This window comes from Devosia subaequoris, from assembly GCF_014197055.1.
GTDB classification, from domain to species: domain Bacteria; phylum Pseudomonadota; class Alphaproteobacteria; order Rhizobiales; family Devosiaceae; genus Devosia; species Devosia subaequoris.
The window spans coordinates 91,666-107,983 of the sequence record NZ_JACIEW010000006.1 but is presented as its reverse complement, the minus strand read 5'-3'; the positions used below and the strand labels follow the sequence as shown (position 1 = coordinate 107,983).

Below are 16,318 nucleotides of genomic sequence, written 5' to 3'. Positions count from 1 at the left end.
GAGAACTCGCAAGGAGAGGGAACTCCATGAAGACCAATCTGATACGCATCGGCGCGGCCCTGGGAGCCGTGCTCGTCGCTGCCCCCGCATTCGCGCAGGACTTGACCCTGTGGAGCTGGCGCCAGGAAGACCGCGCAGCCTATGAACAGTTCATCGAGACGTTCGAGGCGGCCAATCCGGGCATCACCGTGAACTTCGAGACCTTCGAAGCCACCAATTACAACACCATTCTGTCCACCGCCCTGGCCGGTGGCACCGGGCCGGACCTGGCCATGGTGCGCGCCTATGGTGGCCTCGAGAACGTCGCCTCGGCTGGCTATCTCGAGCCATTGAGCACCGAAACCGTGCCGGCGCTGGCCGATTTCTCTGCTGCCTCGCTGGCGGCCGAAAGCATGCGCTCGGACGGCCAGATCTATGCTGTGCCCTTCGCCAGCCAGACCCAGTTCGTTATCTACAACAAGGCGATTTTCGACGCCAACGGCCTCGAAGAGCCGCAAAGCTGGGCTGATCTTGAAGCTTTGGGCCAGTCGCTCAAGGACGCCGGCGTCATCCCCTTCGCCAATGGCACCGCCACCGCATGGCAGAACGAAACCGTCACCTTCGGCCTCGGCTCCTCGTTGATGGGCAAGGACTTTTATGAAGAGCTGATCGCCGGCGAGACCGATTTCACCGATGAGCGCTTCACCTCCGCTCTGGGCGAAGTCGCCGATATTGCTGCCGACTACTTCCCCGACGGCTTCATCGGTCTCGACTACCCCTCGGCCCAGCAGCTCTTCGCCTCGGGTATGGCCGGCATGTTCATCGGCGGCTCCTATGAGCTGTCCAACTTCAAGAACCAGAACCCCGACATTGAGCTGGGCATGTTCGCCGCGCCAGGTGAAACGGCCGAAGACGAGAAGCTGGTGGCCGTCTATTTCGACGGTGGCTATGCAGTGAATGCGGCCAGCCCGAACAAGGACGCAGCGATCACCTTCGTCAACTATCTGGCCAGCCAGGAATTCGGTCAGGCCTTCGCCAACACGCTCAATAACATCTCGACTGTTCCGGGCGTCACCTTCGACAACCCGCTGCTGGGCGAAGTGGCAGAGCTGAACCAGTCATCGATCCCCTATCTGATGCTGGCGCATTTCCGCTATGGCGAACCCTCCGGTTCGGTGCTGATCCAGGGCGAGATGCAGAAGCTGTTCGCCGGTGAAACCACGCCCGAGGCCATTGGTGAAGTGCTCACCACCGGTCTTGCCGCCTGGTACGAGCCCTTCCAGAACTAAGGCGGTCTCCCTTCGCCTGCATCTCCTCGCACCCCCACCTAACCTCCCCCTGATAGGGGGAGGGACCGGCTGGTGGGTGTGAGGAGATCATCAAATACTCGATGCGGCTCCTCCCTCTTCTGCAGGGGGAGGCTGGGTGGGGGTGTCCCCTCACAGAACTTCAAGCGAGCTCCAATGCCCAAACTTCGGATGACAGGCCGCGGCCTCTGGATCACCGCACTGATCGTGCCGCCGCTGGCCTTCGTGGCGCTGTTTATCGTCTATCCGATCATTTCGGCCTTCGCCTATGCCTTCTTTGACTGGCAGGGCCTGAAACGTCTCGATTTCGTGGGCCTGGAAAACTTCCGCACGGTGCTGTTTGTCGAGCCCTATCGGAGCTGGACGCTCAACGCCTTCAAGAACAACATCATTGTCTTTTTCGCGCTGATGGTGCTGCAGAACGGGCTGGGCTTCATCCTGGCCTATGCGCTCTGGCGCGAATTGCCCGGCGCCCGTTTCCACCGCATTGCGGTGTTCCTGCCCGTGGTGCTGTCCACCATCATCGTCGCCTACCTGTTCAAGCTGTTCTATCACCCCTTGTTTGGCGTGGTGAATCTCAGCCTGAGAAGTGTCGGGTTGGACGGGCTGGCGCAGCCCTGGCTTGGCCAGAGCGGCACCGCGCTCTGGAGCATCATTGCCGCCCAGGCCTGGCACATGGTGGGTTTCCCCACCCTGGTTTTCCTTGCCGGCATGCAGCGCATTCCGGGGGAAATCCTCGATGCCGTGCGCATGGAAACCCAAAGCGAATGGGTCAAGATCACCAAGATCGTCTGGCCGCTCGTCGCTCCCAGCGCCACCATCGTGTTTACCCTGCTGTTCGTGGGGGCCTTCAACTGGTTTGAGCTGCCCTACATCATGGGCGGGCTCGACGGGTCGCCCTTTGGTTCGACCGACGTGCTGGGGCTTTATTTCTACCGTACCGCCTTTGGCAATGTGTCTGCCGGCCAGCAGGATTTCGGCCTCGGTTCGGCCCTGGCCGTGCTGATTTTCCTTTTCATCGCCGCCGTCGCTACGGTCATCACCGTGCGCCTGCGCGCCAGGGAGATCCAGATATGAGCACCGCGACCACCACCGCCATGGCTTATCAGGACCGCAAAGGGATTCTGGGCACGCTGGGCCGCGACGGGCTGTTGCAGATCATTCTGATCGCCAACACCATCATTATGCTGGCGCCGATTGTCATCATGGTGTTTTCGGCCTTCAAGACCACGCCGCAGATCTTCCAGTCGCCTTTCGGCATTCCCGATTTCACGCAAGTGAGCAACTTCGTCAAAATCTGGACCCAGACCAATTTCCTGCGCTACCTGGTCAATTCCTTTATCGTGACGGGCGCCTCAATGGCGCTGATCCTGACCCTGGGTACCATGGCGGCCTATGCGATTGGTCGCTATGCCTTCACCGGTTCGAACTTCATCCTGATGTTCTTCCTGGCCGGGCTGACCCTGCCGCTCAAACTCGCCATCATCCCGCTCTTCATGCTGATGCGCGACCTCTCCATCCTCAACAACCAGCTCTCGCTGATCTTTGTCTATACCGCCATGGGCCTGCCCACGACGGTGTTCATCATGACCGGTTTCATCCGCACCCTGCCCAATGAGCTTGAAGACGCCGCGCGCATGGATGGTGCCTCCGAAGCGCGTATCATGTGGTCGATCATGCTGCCCTTGGTGCGACCCGCCATGGTGATTGCCGGCATCCAGAACGTCGTGCCGATCTGGAACGACTTCTTTTTCCCGCTGGTCTTCATCCAGAACGATGACCTCAAAACACTGCCGCAGGGCCTCACCACCTTCATGGGCGAATACACCACCGATTGGGGTGTGCTGTTCTCCGGCCTGACCCTGTCTGCCGCCCCGATCATCCTGATCTATATCGTTCTGTCGCGGCAGTTCATCGCCGGCATGACCTCCGGGGCCGTCAAATGAAGCTGCCCAGGGGCCTTATCGTGTCCTGCCAGGCGCGGGCCGATAACCCATTGCATGGTCCCCAGTTCATGGGCGCCATGGCGCTGGCCGCCCGCGACGGCGGCGCCGTGGGTATCCGCGCCAATGGTCCGGCCGATGTCGCCGCAGTGCAAGCAGCGAGTCTGCCGGTCATCGGCATTCACAAGGTGTTTTCCGACGATTATCCGGTCTATATCACCCCCGATTTCTCGGCCGCTCGGGCGATTTCAGCCTCAGGCGCCCGAATTATTGCGCTCGATTGCACGCAGCGCCCGCGGGACGGCGAACATCCCAGCATTCTCATTCGGCGCATTCAGGAAGAGCTTGGCGCCGAGGTGTTTGCCGATATTTCCACGCTGGAGGAGGGGTTGAAAGCTTCCGATTGGGGCGCCGATTATGTCGCCACCACCCTCTCGGGCTACACCGAGGCGACCCAGCCCAAGCCAGAAGAGCCGGACCTGGCGCTGCTTGAGGCTTTAGCTGCCCGGCTTGATGTTCCGGTGGTGGCCGAAGGTCGCTACAATCGCCCCGAGCTTGTCGCCCAGGCCTTCAATGCGGGCGCGCATGCGGTTGTTGTGGGCACCATGATTACCAATCCGCGCGACATTACTCGCATGTTCGTCAACCAGGGCGTGCCCCGGTGAGCGAAGTCCATATGGGTCTTGATGTCGGCGGCACGGCCAGCCGCTGGGTAGCCTGCGATCCAACCGGCGCAGTGCTGGCGCGTGGCCGCGTTGGCGGTGCCACTGCCCATGTGTTCAACCCGGCCGAACGCGCGCGGTTGGCAACGGTTTTCGATCAAGTGGCCGGCGCACTTGCTGAAAACGGGCTCAAACCCACAACCCTCTCCGGCGGTCTGACTGGCTTTGGCGCAGCCGCCGCCGATGAGATTGCCGGCCTTGCCCAGCAAGCGCTCGGATTGCCGCGCGATGCCATCCTGCTGATGGACGACATCATCCTTGCCTTTGCGGCTCATTTCCAACCCGGGGCGGGTCACCTGATCTCCGCCGGCACCGGATCCATCGGCATTCATGTCGGCGCCACCGGCGATGTTGTCCGGGTCGGAGGCAGGGGCATTCTCATCGACGATGCCGGTTCGGGAAGCTGGATTGCCCTCAGGGCGCTCGACCGGCTTTATCGTACGCTCGACCACACCGGCTCTTTTGCCGGTCAGCAAGTCCTGGCCGATCAGATCTTTGCCCTGATGGGCGGGTCGAGTTGGCACGACGTCCGCCAATATGTCTATGCCGGCGACCGGGGGCGTATCGGCACGCTGGCGGTCGGCGTCGCCAGGGCGGCCGAGTTGGGCGATGGGACCGCGCTTGCTATCCTGCAAGAGGCTGGTGCCGAACTGGCCTTGCTTGCCCAGGCCATGCAGACCCGGGCTGGTGAGCTGCCGGTCGCCGTTATCGGGGGTGTGCTGACGCTGCACCCGGCCATTTTCGAGGTGCTGAGCGCACAGTTACCCGGTACGGTGGTTTCCCGTCCCACCATCGACAGCGCCCTGGCCGCCGCCCAGTTGCCGGCAAGCCCTGGCGGCGCACTCTGGCGAACGCTGCTGGCCGATGGGCCGCGACTGGGCTGAGGCCTCAAACAACCAGCCTGCTCCGGGTCAATTCGGCCAGCGATTGCTGTGAGCGATCCTGCGGGCGGTTCACCGTCTGCACCCATTCGATCAACTGCGCCATCCCCGCCTCGAACTCCTGCGTCGGCCTTATGCCGAACAAACGCTCAAGCTTGCTGATATCGGCAAAGCAGTGGCGGATATCCCCGACCCGATACTGGTTGAGGATGGTCGGCGCGATGTTCTTGCGCAGCAGCCGCGCCAGCGTGGACGCGATCTCGTTGACGGTCCGGGCCTGCCCGCTGCCGACATTGCACGCTTCCCACACTTCAAGATCGCTTTCGAGCACTGTGGCAAAGGCATTGGCCACGTCGAGCACATGCACGAAATCGCGCTTCTGTTCGCCGTCCTCGAAGATCATCGGCGGCTGGTCGTTGAGCAGGCGCGAGATGAAAATGGCTGCAACCCCGGTATAGGGATTGCTCAATGCCTGGCGCGAGCCATAGGCGTTGAACAGCCTGAGCGCCACGGTGGGAATCTTGAGCGCCCGGCCGACCGAGAGAAACATCTCCTCGTGGTCGCGCTTGTTGACCGCATAGATCGAGGCGGGCTGGAGCAGTTTGTTCTCATCGGTCGGCACGGGCAGCAGGGTCCCGCCATCCTTGTGCAGTTCCCAGTGATGAGCCTGCAATTGTTCGTGGTCTCGCATATCCGGCATGACCGGGCGACCGCTCTCCGCCTCGACATATTGGCCCTCGCCATAGATCGACATGGATGAGGCAACCGTCATGCGCTCGACACTGTGCTCGGTGCGCGACAGCACTTCGAGCATGATGGCCGCGGCCATGGTGTTGTTGCGGGTATAATCGACAATATTGGTCATGCTCTGCCCGACCCCGACAGAGGCGGCGAGATGGGCCAGATGGGTAATGCCGGAAAGGGCGCTCTCGAACACGCCGTCATCGAGAATATTGCCCCTGATGCGGCGCGCAGCGGGGTTGAGATAGACCGGCCAGCCTTCGGCATCGCGCTCGGCGTCGCCATGCACCTGCTCGAGCAGACAATCGAGAACGGTGACTTCAAACCCGCGGGCCAGCAACAGGTCCACCAGATGCGAGCCGATAAAGCCGGCGCCCCCGGTGACCAGAACATGTCCTTTCGCCATTGTGTTACTCCTTACTCGCTACGCATCTCATGAGGATTTTTTGGCTCCTGCCTCCAGGGCAGTGGGCAATTTTGATTTGGCAACTGCGGCGGAACGCGCCTTTGGGCTCGACTTTCTTGTGCGCGCGACGCGGACAAGATCGTGGTTGGCATCGGTCTTCTCGGTGCGTTCCCACACCAGGCCCTCATTGCGCAGGAACATGCGGAAGCCGATCCAGAGCGGAACCAGCCAAACCAGCCACCACACCAGGATAAAGACCGGATTTACCCGCAACAGATAGCGGATGCGGTCCTTCCGCGTGGGCAGCACCAGCGCCGCGCGGCGCCAGGTCCGCACATACAGCGCGCTCATCGACAAGGCGAAGGCTGCCAAATTAGCCAGGGACAGCACGATGGCCCAATCGGGCAGGACGTTCTGGCCGTTCCAGGCCGACCAGGTGGCCCAGGCGCCGAGCGGCAGGCCGATGGAGTTCAGCGAAAGCGACAGGCAGGGCAGGAAGTTCAGCCAGGCCTTGAAACGGGCCGGCCAGGGCATCCCCATGGCCTTGAGCGGGTGGGTCAGGCTCTGGAAAAAGCCTGCCACCCAGCGTTTGCGCTGGGTAATGCCATGCGCAAAAGTCAGCGGTACTTCCTCAATCAAGGGGTTCTCGATCACGCCCAGCCGCTTGCCATTGGTCCAGAAGCGCATGCCCACCTCCGGATCCTCGATGGTCAGCCAGGGGTGAAACCCGCCCAGCTTGATGAGGTCGGAGGCGCGGAAGAACAGTCCTTTGCCCAGCACCCAGAAGGGGTGTCTCCCGTTGGCCGAGAGATGGGGATATTTCGAACCGTCCCAGGCCATATGGTCAAACGCGTGCCAGCTCGCTGCCCAGCTCGCATTGAGATTGCCCGCAATATTCTGCGCCTGGAGCACGTCATATTGCCCCATGCCGGCGACTGCGGCCAGAAAGTGGTCGCTGGGCGGGCAACTGTCCGCGTCGATATAATTGACCAGGAAATCCTGGTCCGGCATCACCCGCTCGGCGATCTGGTAGAAGGCATAGATCAGCTGCCGGGTCTTTTTGGGCGGCAGGTTACGGTTCTGGGCGAACTTGCCCTCGTGCCACCAATAGGCCTTCTTGCAGCGATCCCAGGCCTTCCACACCACCAGCCACGATTTGTGCGATGTCGCCGGCACCTCGATGATCTGGAGGAAGGGGAATTCCTTTTGCAGCCGCCGCAACGAGCGCACGGTGAAGGCGTCATCGGCATTGGGAATGGCGACGACGCTGAACTTGTCCTTGGGATATTCGAGCTGGGCCAAGCTCAGAAACGTGGTGCGCATAGTCGATTCAAGTTCGCGCAACACCGGATAGAACAGCACGATGTAAGGATATTCTTCCTCGGGCTTGTTCCGCGCCGCATTGGGGTCCACCCAATTGACCGGCCGGGTGAAGAAATAGAGATCGAGCGATTGCGAGAGGGCATAGGCGATCTGCACGGTGCAGAAGGCGCCAATCAGCAACAGGCTCATTGTTTCGTTGATATCCATGGCCCGGCCTCTCGCGACGTGGCTTCTACCCGTTCATGCCATCCTGCAGCGCAGGGTGTGGGCGCTGCTTCGCCCCATTTATGAAGGCCTCCCTGGCCTGATTACGAGCTCTGTGCCGCTGTGCCGCGACGAGGTTGTGCCGGCGGGGTTGCTGGGGCGGTCGACCGATGGCGTGGACCGCAAAACCGGCATTGAGAAAGGCTTGCGGATCAAGGAAATTGCGCAAATCCACCAAGACCTTTTTGCGCACCAATTGCCCCAGCCGCTCGGCATCGAGCGTGGCAAACTCGGGCCAATGGGTTGCCAGCGCGATACAGTCCGCCCCTTCTGCGCAGAGATAGGCATTGTCCGCGAAGTGAACATCATGCAGATGCATCCGGGCACGGTTCATCCCTTGCGGATCAAATACTTGCACCGTCGCGCCGGCTCGCTGCAGGGCATCGATCAAGGCCAGGGACGGTGAATCGCGCATGTCGTCGGTATCGGGCTTGAAGGTCAGGCCCAGCACCGCGACGACCCGCCCGGTCAAATCCCCGTGCAAGGCTTTCGAGATACGTCGGCCCATGGAGCGCTTGCGCGCCTCATTGGAGGCGATGACGGTTTCGACCAGGCGCAGATTGACGCCATGTTCCTGGGCGATCGCCTGCAGCGCGGTCGTGTCCTTGGGGAAGCACGACCCGCCATAGCCCGGCCCGGCCTGTAGAAAGGCTGCGCCAATCCGCTCGTCGAGCCCAATGCCATGGGCGACCTCTTCGACATCGGCGCCGACCGCTTCGCAAAGATCGGCCATTTCGTTGATAAAGGCGATTTTGGTGGCCAGGAACGCATTGGCGGCGCATTTGACCAGTTCGGCCTCCCGCCGGCCCATGCAGATCACTTGCGTTCCGGTCCGCTCCAGTGGGGCATACAGCGCCCGCAGCGTATTGCGCGCTGTCTCGTCGCCAGCGCCCACAACGATCCGGTCCGGCGCCATGAAGTCGTCGATGGCCGAGCCTTCACGCAGGAATTCGGGGTTGGAGATCACCGAGAAGTGCATTCCGGGCCGCGCCTTGTGCATCAGGGCCTGCACGCTGTCGCCAGTGCCCACCGGTACCGTGGACTTGATAATCACCATTTGCGGATGGACCGCCTTGGCAGCGACTTCCTGAGCCACCGCGAAAATGGCGCTGAGATCGGCGCTGCCATTGGTCCGGGGTGGCGTGCCCACCGCGACCATGATCGCGTGGATTTCCTTGCTCAGCGCCGGCAATTGGCTCGTGAAGCCCAAGCGCCCCTGCGCCACATTCCGGGAGATCATCTCGGAGAGTTGCGGCTCGTAGATGGGAATTTGGCCAGCCCGAAGCTGCTCGACCTTGCTCGCATCATTGTCCACGCACATCACGTGGTGCCCCAGCTCCGCCAGGCATGCGCCCGAAACTAATCCGACATATCCCGAACCGATAATAACGAGGCGCATGGTTCTTACTCACTCTGTTACTGTAACTAGATTTGCACGATGGGCTCGCTCTGAGTGGCCGGTGCATAGGCCGACCCACGACTCTGCGCCGGTGCCAGCGGCTGGTTGAGATTGGCAAAGAAGCGGATTGTTTTCTCCAGCCCTTCGGTCAGGGGCACCCGCGGCCCCCAGCCAAGCAGGGTACTGGCACGGGTGATGTCGGGACGCCGGCGGCGCGGGTCATCAACCGGCAGGGGGCGATGAACCAGCTTTGATGGCGAGCCTGTCATCTCGATGATGATGCGTGCCAACTCGCCCACCGTAATCTCGGCGGGATTGCCGATATTGACCGGGCCATCGACCTCGGGTCCCGACGCCATGAGGCGGACAAAGCCTTCGATCAGATCATCGACGTAGCAGAACGAGCGGGTCTGCTGGCCCTCGCCATAGACCGTTATGTCCTCGCCGCGCAGGGCCTGAAGGATGAAGTTGGAAACCACGCGACCATCATCAGGCTGCATCCGGGGGCCGTAGGTATTGAAAATGCGCACGATCTTGACCACCACCCCGCTCTGATGGGCGAAATCGGTGAACAGCGTTTCGGCAAAGCGCTTGCCTTCGTCGTAGCAGGAGCGCGGCCCCACAGTGTTGACATTGCCGCAATAGTCTTCGCGCTGCGGGTGCACTTCGGGGTCGCCGTAAATCTCCGAGGTCGAAGCGTGCATCACCCGGGCGCCGTCCCGCTGGGCGCGGTAGAGCACATTGGCGGCCCCCTCCGCGCAGATCAGCGCGGTGCGAACCGGGTCGCTCTGATAGTGCACCGGCGAAGCCGGGCAGGCGAGATTGTAGATTTCATCAAAGGCTGGCAATTGCTCGGGCAAGGCATCCATCACGTCGTGTTCGACCAGCTCGAAGCGGTTGCTGCGGGCCAGCGCCGCCACATTGGCCGGACGGCCCGTGTGAAAATTGTCGATGCAGGTCACCCGGTGTCCCTCACCGATCAGCCGGGCGCAAAGATGGCTGCCGAGAAACCCCGCCCCACCCGTCACACAGATGGATTTGGGCGTGGCTGTCCCCCGACCGGTGCGGTTCTGACGCACCGGTCTGGTCGCTTTATGTTGCGGGCTCATTGCTGCACCAGTCCGGCGCCGAGCGTCAGATCCTTCGGTCGGGGCAAGGGCATGGGGATATCGAGCATGCCGACCTTGGCGACAGCACCGGTTAGCCAGCCGCCCTGGGGCGGCCGCGCCACCGCGCGAAACCCTGCCTCGTAGATCGGCAGCAGCCCCGCCTGATAATTGTATTCGACGATAGCGCCATCATGGATCAGCACCATGTCGGCCGAGGTCACCTCGATGTCATTGACCCGGACGAAGTCGATGAACAGGTTGCGATCGAGCACTCCGTCCTCGCCGGCGCCATCGATGCGGGTGAACTTGTCATTGGTCAGAATCAGACTGATTTCGGCGTCCGGGGTCAGCAGGTCATCCGGAACCGTGAAGGAGAATTGTTCCAGGAATGAGCTGGGGCGCGGTTTGGTAAACAGGCGCCCATCGGCCTCGGTTTCGATCGCCATTCGCAGCGTGCCGCTGCCAACCACCTTGTCATTAATCAAAAGATCAAAGCTTGGCGGGCCATCATAGGCCTCGCCGGCTATGGAAATGGTGACCAGCGAATCGGCCATAGCGGGCAGTGCCGCCATTAACATAAGGGCCGTAGATGTGCCCAAAATTTTCGCACTTACTACTTGTGATATCTTGCACATCTTGACTCACCACTAACAAAGTTGCTGTACCACAAAGCTGTATGCAGAACTTCTCCCGCACCGAATGACTCTGTAAGTGGATAGTCTAGCTTTTGATTTGGAACGGTGCCATTAATACAACGATCTAGATAGTTCTGACTAATTGCCGCGCTCCGCTCCTTGCTTCACTTTTCCATTGGTAGGGTTGGTCGGTGGTCGATTCGGGGGAGGCAAAACGGTGAAGCGTCGAGAACTGATTATAGGTGCAGCCGCAGCGCTGTCCGTGGGGCAGTTGATTGGCTGCGCTCGTGTCGACAGCACGCAGACCGGATCGGTCACCTCTACCCCGGATCCGACACAGGCGCGCCAACCGCGCCCTGCAACAGCGCCGCCAGTACGCGCCCTGCGCTCAGCGGCGTCCTCGCGCGGTCTTTATTTCGGTGCCGCCATTCAGACCGCAACCCTTGGCGACAGCCGGTTCCGTGCCAGCGTCGCGCGCGATTGTTCCGTCATCACGCCTGAATGGGCCATGAAATGGGACTCTATCGCGCCCAGCCGAAATTACAGTTATGGCGAGATGGACCAGCTCGCCAGCTTTGCCGCCCGCAATGGACTGACTATGCGCGGTCACACCCTGCTCTGGCACAAGAGCCTGCCGCGCTGGGCGGCCTCGGCTCTGGCGTCCAACCGCGACTGGGCGCTGATCGACGATCACTTCTCCAAGGTCATTGGCCGCTATGGCAGCCAGGTGCGCGAATGGGATGTGGTCAACGAACCGATAGAACCCAATCATGGCGGAAACGGCCTGCGGCGGAACCAGTTCTACCAGGCCTTTGGCGAGGCCTATATCGAGCGCGCCCTGGAATCGGCCAAGGCACGCGCGCCGCGTGCCCGTATGGTCATCAATGAATACGGGCTCGAATATAATAGCAGCTATGAAGGCCAGCGCCGTCTCTCGCTGCTCCGCCTGCTGGAGCGGCTGCGCTCGCGCGGCGCACCGGTCGACACGGTCGGCCTGCAGGCTCATCTGGATCTGCGCAAGGGCAATGTCTATGCCGATGGCATATACGGCATGATGCGCGATATTCGCGGCATGGGGCTCAAGGTGGCGATTACCGAGCTCGATGTTGCAGAGGCCAATACCGGCCTTTCCATCGAACGACGCGATGCCCTCGTGGCCGACGAAACCCGCCGCTATCTCGATATCGTCTTGCAGTTCAACAATGTTCTGGGTGTCAGCACCTGGGGATTGAGCGACAGCCATTCCTGGCTGCGCACCCAGCGCAGCGTCGCCAACCGCGGCCTGCCCTATGATCGCGAATGGCAGGCCAAGCCCATGCACAGTGCCATCCTGACTGCATTCGCTTAGAGCATTCGCGCACCGCTAACGCACGGTTTCCATCAGGCTGGTGTAGAGCGCCCGTGTTTCCGGGCTTGGCTCAATACCCAATTCCTTGGACAACACGCTGCGCATCGAGGTGTAAAGCTCGGTCACCCGGCCATAATGCCGACGCTCGGCCGCCTCCTCCATCAAGACGCAAACGGCGTCCTCACGATAGGGGTCCAGTTCGAGCAGCCGCCGCGCGCAGATGCTGCGCTCCGCATGGTTCAGACCAGCCCCCGCGCGCATTCCCTCGGCAATGCCGTCCACCGCATGCAGCAGCAATTCGTTGCGTCGGGAGGAGAGCCAATCCTCGAATTCCTCGCTGCTGGAGTCCTGGTCGGCCAGCAACTCGCCACCATAAATGCGCGCAAGTTGCAGTGGGCTCAGCGCAACCTCACCCTCGATATGCCGGGACAGCTCGATCAGGTCACAATAGACGTCATCGTTCGGGGTCAGATGCAGGGTCGAGATATTGGCCTCAATCAGGGTGAAGCCGTTTTCCTCCTGGACATGCCTGATGCGGGCAACCGCCTGGCGCAGATTAGCGGCCGCCTTGCCGTCGTCGGCATTGGGCCAGAACAGCGCGGCCGTCCTGCTGCGCGCTTGAACCCGTTCGGGAGGGGAGAGGATCAAATAGGCCGCGATCCGGAAAAAATTCGCGGGGACATGCTGAACCAGATTACTGCCCACGAGCAGGCAACTGGGGCCAAGCAGTTTTATTGTCGTGTGGTGTGGCGCTTGAGTACTCATCTGCGCCCTCCATTCCCTCATTTACGCAGTCATACCCCGTATGCGGACTACCATCTTACCCTAACAACGCGGACAACGTGCGATTTACTCTAAGCCTGGCCGAATCTCACGATTATTTGTTCACTCCATTCAGGCTGTTGGCGAACTCATGGCTCGATACCGCTGGCGGCAAAGAACGCCCACAGATCCCGATTGACCGATGTGATAGCCTGGATGGCAGTCTGAACCCGCTCGAACTCAGTATCGTCAAGCGCTTCGGACTTCCCGTATTTCAGCGCATCGTCAAACTCGACAACGCGCATCAATTGTGTCCCGCTCAATTCGCCATTGGAATCGAATGAGTAGATGCAATGATTGTACTTGTTTCTGACTTTGGCCTCTTTCTTGAGGCGTTCGGTCAGGCCTAGCACTGCGACCCGCGTCTCTGGCGGTGTTGCCGGCAGCTTGGCCAGCCGGTCGAGCAGGTCCAGCCGCGCCCGTGTGGTGTTCAGCGTCAGAAAGATAATGACCGCGGCATCCTTGGACGTCCCGGCTAGATAGGCGATCAGATAAATGAACAGGCTTTCCGTATTGGTCCACACATAGTTCAACTGACCGACCTGCTGGAGCACCCTGTCCAGACTAGGCATATCGTTCACCCCAGGCCGGGGGCCGGAGAGTGGTCACCGGCCCCTGCGTGAAGACTGCTTTTGCTGAGAGACCCTGTGCTACGAGCGCTCTTATCGAGCCCGTGTTCGTGCAGATAGGCTGCCGCCTGGGTCCGGTTGGTCACCCGAAGCTTGGCGATCAGATTATGCACATGGGCTTTGACAGTGTGCTCCGACAGGGCCATCCGATTTGCTATCAGCTTGTTCTGGTACCCTTCCGACACCAGGGTGAGGATCTCCCGCTCCCGTGCCGTCAACGTATCCAGTCCATTTTCCGCGCCGTTGCTGACCTGATGGTTCTGCTGAAGGGGAATTTCGGCGGCCTGTTTTTGCCCGCCGGGCGGGGCAGGGCTCGCCGAAGTTAGCGGCGCGCCTCGTGAGCTCCGATGGAGAGGCTCGAAATGGCCCGCTGGGGCGCTGTCGCCGTGCGGCAGATATTCACCACCCGCCATCACCAGCCGCATCAGCGCGAACCAGACATCGAGCGGCAAGGAGGTGGGCAGGATGCCCTGGATGAGCCGCCGCTCGGTTAATTGTGGGTCCACGACCGGCACGCCATTATCGGTGGCAACCGCAATGGCCGCATTGGGAAAGCGCCGACTGCATTGTTCGATGAATTCCACGCCGATCAACCGGGCCCCGGCGCCGAGCAGGACCAGCCCAACGCTATGATCTGGATCACTTGTATCGTCGATCCGGTCGACTAGAAAAACATCCGCATCGCGGAAGTGATCCTGCAATGCACTGCTAAGGCATTGGTATATGGCTTGTTGGGGGGCAACAAACACGAGCCGAAGTGTGCCGGACTTAAATGGACGATCTTCGGTCTGACGCGGATTTGGCAGACCGTCATAGAGGTTTTCACGCACTTTACCACTCCCTCCCCTGGCGATTACTGCGAAGCTTTGTCCACAGCTGTGCCTGACACCGTCGCTCTCAAGGTTGACAAAACGTTAACACTGGGGGCGTGACTCTGACGTGATTCGATCCCCGGGAAGACTAACGCAAAAGGTGGGTCTCTAATCCCTTCGGACCGGCAAAGATCAACCGTTCGATTGAGTTTCCGGCGTGATCCGCCCCCGTACCGGGGATTGAAAACGATCTAGCTCCTTTGCGCACCGGACACATGTCTTACGTCGATAAGATTACTCTTAGGCCCTTCGGGCTAGCCTGAAGTGGCAACTATACTTCGTCTCTCACCCAGCAATACTTGAAGCCGCGATGCAGCATAAGCCGCGTCGTATTGGGTGATTTGAGTTCTGGACCAGACGGTGTCGATCAGGTTTTGCGTGCCACACCAAGCGTCCGAGTTTCTCGCCTGTACCCATCAAGCATGAGCTTCCGAAATACCTCCACTTGAGATGACAGGAGGGTTGTTGGTCGCTCAGCCAAGCCATCAATGAGGAGATTACCAATGGCTGACAACTTCCAAAACAATGGTGCGTTCACCGACAATTCCCAGCAGAATGACAATTCGCAACAGAATGACAATTCTCAGGACAACGACCTGAACGCCACCATTCAGGACAACGGCAACGACAAGTCGACCAATAACTCCAACAACGACAATTCTCAGGATAACGACCTGAACGCGACGTTGCAGGACAACGGGAATAACAAGTCGACCAACGACTCCAACAACGACAACAGTTCGAATGACGACAACTCTCTCGATGTCGATGTGGATGACGTTGCCAACAACAAGTCGACCAACGACTCCAACAACGACAACTCCCAAGACAACGATGTAAGCGACGTTGCTAACAACAAGTCAATGAACGATTCGAACAACGACAATTCGCAAGACAACGACGTCAGCGTATCTGACACTGCGAACAATAAGTCGATGAACGACTCGAATAACGACAACTCCCAGGACAATGACGTGGCTCTGGATGTCGATGTGGATGATGTGGCCAACAACAAGTCGACCAACGATTCCAACAACGACAATTCTACGAAGGATTCGAATAACGACAATCGCGATCAGTCGACGCACTTCGCCATGGCTGATTCGCAAAACAACAACTCAATGAACGATTCCAACAACGACAACTCGCAGGACAATGACATTGCCCTGGACGTCGATGTGGATGACGTGGCCAACGACAAGTCGACCAACAACTCCCACAACGACAGCTCGACGACTAATCAGGATGTCGGAAACAACACTGATGTCGGAAACAACACGGATGTTGGAAACAACAAGTCCATGAATGATTCGAATAACGACAACTCGAATAATTCGATGAACAACTCCAACAACGACGCCTCCACTCATCTTGATGCCGACATCGATGTCGCTATCACGGACGCCTTCAACAGCTCCGACGATGATGGGTCGCACAATTCCGATGATGACTTCGCCGACCTCGATATCGGCACCGCCACGATGGACAATCTGTTCATCAATAGCGGCTCGCTCGAATTCGATCCGGGCGATGACGTCAACTTCGAGAACGTCTTCAATGGCGCCTTCTCGGGTGGCGGAGGTGACACTGGCTTTGCGATCAGCCAGGTGGCCGACATCATCGACAACGACAACATCAGCAATGTGCAGAACAACGCCAACGGCTCGTTCAATGCCCAGGCATTCGGAGCTCACGCTGACGCTTCTGGCAACGCCCAGAGTTCAAGCGGCGGTGACGATGCCTCGACCAGCGCCGGTGCGGACGCCAGCGCATATGTGTACGGCAGCGCCTTCAACATGGAAGTCGTGCTTGGTGCCAACCTGCAGCAGAACGCGGTCGACGCGACCGTGGTGGGTGGCAATAACTCCATGTACAACGACGCCGGCAACGACGACGCATAAAGCGAGCGCCCCCAACGCTTGCAAAGATCTGCGCGGT

General features: G+C 60.0%; 15 protein-coding genes. 7 read left to right on the top strand and 8 right to left on the bottom strand.

The annotated features are described in order from the left end of the window. The first annotated feature begins 26 nt into the window (after positions 1 to 26). The 5 genes from GGR20_RS12915 (at position 27) to GGR20_RS12895 (ending at position 4,835) form a co-directional block, all read left to right on the top strand. Positions 27 to 1,268 carry an extracellular solute-binding protein gene (locus GGR20_RS12915; protein ID WP_183311772.1) on the top strand — a complete coding sequence of 414 codons (1,242 nt, stop codon included), beginning with the start codon at positions 27 to 29 and terminating at the stop codon, positions 1,266 to 1,268. Between the two features lie 174 nt (positions 1,269 to 1,442). Further along, complete coding sequence (locus tag GGR20_RS12910) at positions 1,443 to 2,363, top strand: carbohydrate ABC transporter permease (protein ID WP_183311771.1); 921 nt, start codon at positions 1,443 to 1,445, stop codon at positions 2,361 to 2,363. After that, positions 2,360 to 3,232 carry a carbohydrate ABC transporter permease gene (locus GGR20_RS12905; RefSeq protein ID WP_246349592.1) on the top strand — a complete coding sequence of 291 codons (873 nt, stop codon included), beginning with the start codon at positions 2,360 to 2,362 and terminating at the stop codon, positions 3,230 to 3,232. The genes GGR20_RS12910 and GGR20_RS12905 overlap by 4 nt, the downstream gene beginning before the upstream one ends. After that, the gene (locus tag GGR20_RS12900; RefSeq protein WP_183311770.1) at positions 3,229 to 3,894 is read left to right on the top strand and encodes an N-acetylmannosamine-6-phosphate 2-epimerase; all 666 of its coding nucleotides are present in this window, start codon (positions 3,229 to 3,231) and stop codon (positions 3,892 to 3,894) included. The genes GGR20_RS12905 and GGR20_RS12900 overlap by 4 nt, the downstream gene beginning before the upstream one ends. Beyond that, complete coding sequence (locus GGR20_RS12895) at positions 3,891 to 4,835, top strand: BadF/BadG/BcrA/BcrD ATPase family protein (protein WP_183311769.1); 945 nt, start codon at positions 3,891 to 3,893, stop codon at positions 4,833 to 4,835. The genes GGR20_RS12900 and GGR20_RS12895 overlap by 4 nt, the downstream gene beginning before the upstream one ends. A 4-nt stretch (positions 4,836 to 4,839) precedes the next feature. On the opposite strand, the gene GGR20_RS12890 is transcribed toward GGR20_RS12895, so the two are convergent. From GGR20_RS12890 to GGR20_RS12870, 5 genes are read right to left on the bottom strand one after another with little or no spacing between them, the layout of a single operon-like run. Continuing rightward, complete coding sequence (locus GGR20_RS12890; RefSeq protein ID WP_183311768.1) at positions 4,840 to 5,979, bottom strand: NAD-dependent epimerase/dehydratase family protein; 1,140 nt, start codon at positions 5,977 to 5,979, stop codon at positions 4,840 to 4,842. A 27-nt stretch (positions 5,980 to 6,006) separates the two neighbouring features. Beyond that, the gene (locus GGR20_RS12885; RefSeq protein WP_183311767.1) at positions 6,007 to 7,509 is read right to left on the bottom strand and encodes a glycosyltransferase family 2 protein; all 1,503 of its coding nucleotides are present in this window, start codon (positions 7,507 to 7,509) and stop codon (positions 6,007 to 6,009) included. 25 nt (positions 7,510 to 7,534) lie between these two features. After that, positions 7,535 to 8,965: a UDP-glucose dehydrogenase family protein gene (locus tag GGR20_RS12880; RefSeq protein ID WP_183311766.1), complete on the bottom strand. Its 1,431-nt coding sequence runs from the start codon at positions 8,963 to 8,965 to the stop codon at positions 7,535 to 7,537. Between the two features lie 26 nt (positions 8,966 to 8,991). Then, positions 8,992 to 10,074 (bottom strand): UDP-glucuronic acid decarboxylase family protein, encoded by a 1,083-nt coding sequence (locus tag GGR20_RS12875; protein WP_183311765.1) that lies wholly within the window; start codon positions 10,072 to 10,074, stop codon positions 8,992 to 8,994. Beyond that, positions 10,071 to 10,628: a hypothetical protein gene (locus tag GGR20_RS12870; RefSeq protein WP_183311764.1), complete on the bottom strand. Its 558-nt coding sequence runs from the start codon at positions 10,626 to 10,628 to the stop codon at positions 10,071 to 10,073. The genes GGR20_RS12875 and GGR20_RS12870 overlap by 4 nt, the downstream gene beginning before the upstream one ends. A gap of 298 nt (positions 10,629 to 10,926) precedes the next feature. Between GGR20_RS12870 and GGR20_RS12865 the strand changes: the two genes are divergently transcribed. After that, the gene (locus GGR20_RS12865; RefSeq protein ID WP_183311763.1) at positions 10,927 to 12,057 is read left to right on the top strand and encodes an endo-1,4-beta-xylanase; all 1,131 of its coding nucleotides are present in this window, start codon (positions 10,927 to 10,929) and stop codon (positions 12,055 to 12,057) included. 15 nt (positions 12,058 to 12,072) lie between these two features. Here GGR20_RS12865 and GGR20_RS12860 read toward each other — a convergent pair whose 3' ends face one another. The 3 genes from GGR20_RS12860 to GGR20_RS19115 all read right to left on the bottom strand — a co-directional run bounded on the left by GGR20_RS12860 (position 12,073) and on the right by GGR20_RS19115 (position 14,338). Next, the gene (locus GGR20_RS12860) at positions 12,073 to 12,822 is read right to left on the bottom strand and encodes an AfsR/SARP family transcriptional regulator (RefSeq protein WP_183311762.1); all 750 of its coding nucleotides are present in this window, start codon (positions 12,820 to 12,822) and stop codon (positions 12,073 to 12,075) included. Positions 12,823 to 12,968: 146 nt separating this feature from the next. Further along, the gene (locus GGR20_RS12855; protein ID WP_183311761.1) at positions 12,969 to 13,451 is read right to left on the bottom strand and encodes a hypothetical protein; all 483 of its coding nucleotides are present in this window, start codon (positions 13,449 to 13,451) and stop codon (positions 12,969 to 12,971) included. A 5-nt stretch (positions 13,452 to 13,456) separates the two neighbouring features. Continuing rightward, positions 13,457 to 14,338: a LuxR C-terminal-related transcriptional regulator gene (locus GGR20_RS19115; protein WP_183311760.1), complete on the bottom strand. Its 882-nt coding sequence runs from the start codon at positions 14,336 to 14,338 to the stop codon at positions 13,457 to 13,459. A 545-nt stretch (positions 14,339 to 14,883) separates the two neighbouring features. Between GGR20_RS19115 and GGR20_RS12845 the strand changes: the two genes are divergently transcribed. After that, complete coding sequence (locus tag GGR20_RS12845; protein WP_183311759.1) at positions 14,884 to 16,281, top strand: midas domain-containing protein; 1,398 nt, start codon at positions 14,884 to 14,886, stop codon at positions 16,279 to 16,281. Positions 16,282 to 16,318: the final 37 nt, after the last annotated feature.